This is a genomic window from Aminobacter sp. J41, assembly GCF_000526635.1.
Classification (GTDB): domain Bacteria; phylum Pseudomonadota; class Alphaproteobacteria; order Rhizobiales; family Rhizobiaceae; genus Aerobium.
This window is the reverse complement of sequence record NZ_JAGL01000110.1, coordinates 1-1,082: the sequence shown is the minus strand read 5'-3', so window position 1 is coordinate 1,082 and position 1,082 is coordinate 1. Positions and strand designations below refer to the sequence as shown.

Genomic DNA, 1,082 nt, shown 5'->3' with positions numbered 1-1,082 from the left:
CGATGCTTCGGCCGATGGGCCAGTCCACGAACCGTACGGCTAGCTTCACGCTGACTTACATGCGTGCGAGGGCAATTCGCGCGCCGTTCTGCAACGGCGTCGGCAATGCAACGCCTGTCCAGAGATTTGAATCGCAGTAGCGTAAATCGACGTGAGTTGCGGCCGCTTCAGGCCACGCTGCAGGCACTGCAACGTGAATTGGCCCTCATCTGCCGTGTGCTTCGACTTGATTGGGCCGGCTTCCGAATGGCAGCTTTCTCAGGGTTTCGGCCAAGAACTAAGCCCTCACCGGGACGTGCATCCGAACTTCAAGTCTGCGGTGCTGTAGTAACCAAGCGTGGTGGTCCCGGACACAGAGCTTTTGAGAACAATCGACAGAAGCCCGACCCCCAGCGGGGCTTCAATCTCAAACGCGAGGGTGGTCGCACCGCCGATCTGTCATCCCGTTTTCCGGCATCGTAGCGGGTGTACCCGGCGATAATGATCATTGGGTTCCTCCTTCGAGCTTGTCGGCCGCCGCCCGTGGTGCCGAGCAACGCCGGCGCCGCCATGGTTGTGGTCCGTACTTTAGCCGCCCTTCACGTATCCAAGAGCTTCGACGATCTTTCCGTCGCGGACGCGCATGATGTTGACACCCCGGACGTGGTCGGCAGCGCGCTCGCTCCAGCGAAGCTGCCAGCGGATGATGCCGCGGTCGCCCATGGCCGAGATTTCCTCGGCCGTGAAGGCCAGCTTGGCTGAGGACGCGACTTCTTTCCAGAAGGCGAGGCATGCCCCACGCCCTTCATAACGCGCTCCATCCGGGGCGGGTGTCGTGTTCTCGAGCACGCAGTCTTCGCCGATGAGGTCATCGAGATCGTCCGGGCGATGGTTCTCGAATGCGTCGTGGAAGCGCTCCATGATGGTGCGCGTATCGATTGGGTAGGTCATGGCATCACCTCGCTTGTTGCCGTGGGTGCCGCAGCTCTCCCTCGCCATCGGCCCTGAATTAGAGCGGTTTTCGACCGTTTTGAATCGCGTGGGGATTCCCGCCGGGCGTGATTTCTGATTAAGAATCCGTGCTGGTGAAGGAGGCCAGCATG

At 60.9% G+C, this 1,082-nt stretch carries 1 protein-coding gene; it reads right to left on the bottom strand.

Annotated elements, in window-relative coordinates:
* Window positions 1-567: 567 nt before the first annotated feature.
* Entirely contained in the window at window positions 568-930 is a 363-nt protein-coding gene (locus tag L630_RS0120790) for a nuclear transport factor 2 family protein (RefSeq protein ID WP_024850079.1), read from the bottom strand.
* Window positions 931-1,082 lie beyond the last annotated feature (152 nt).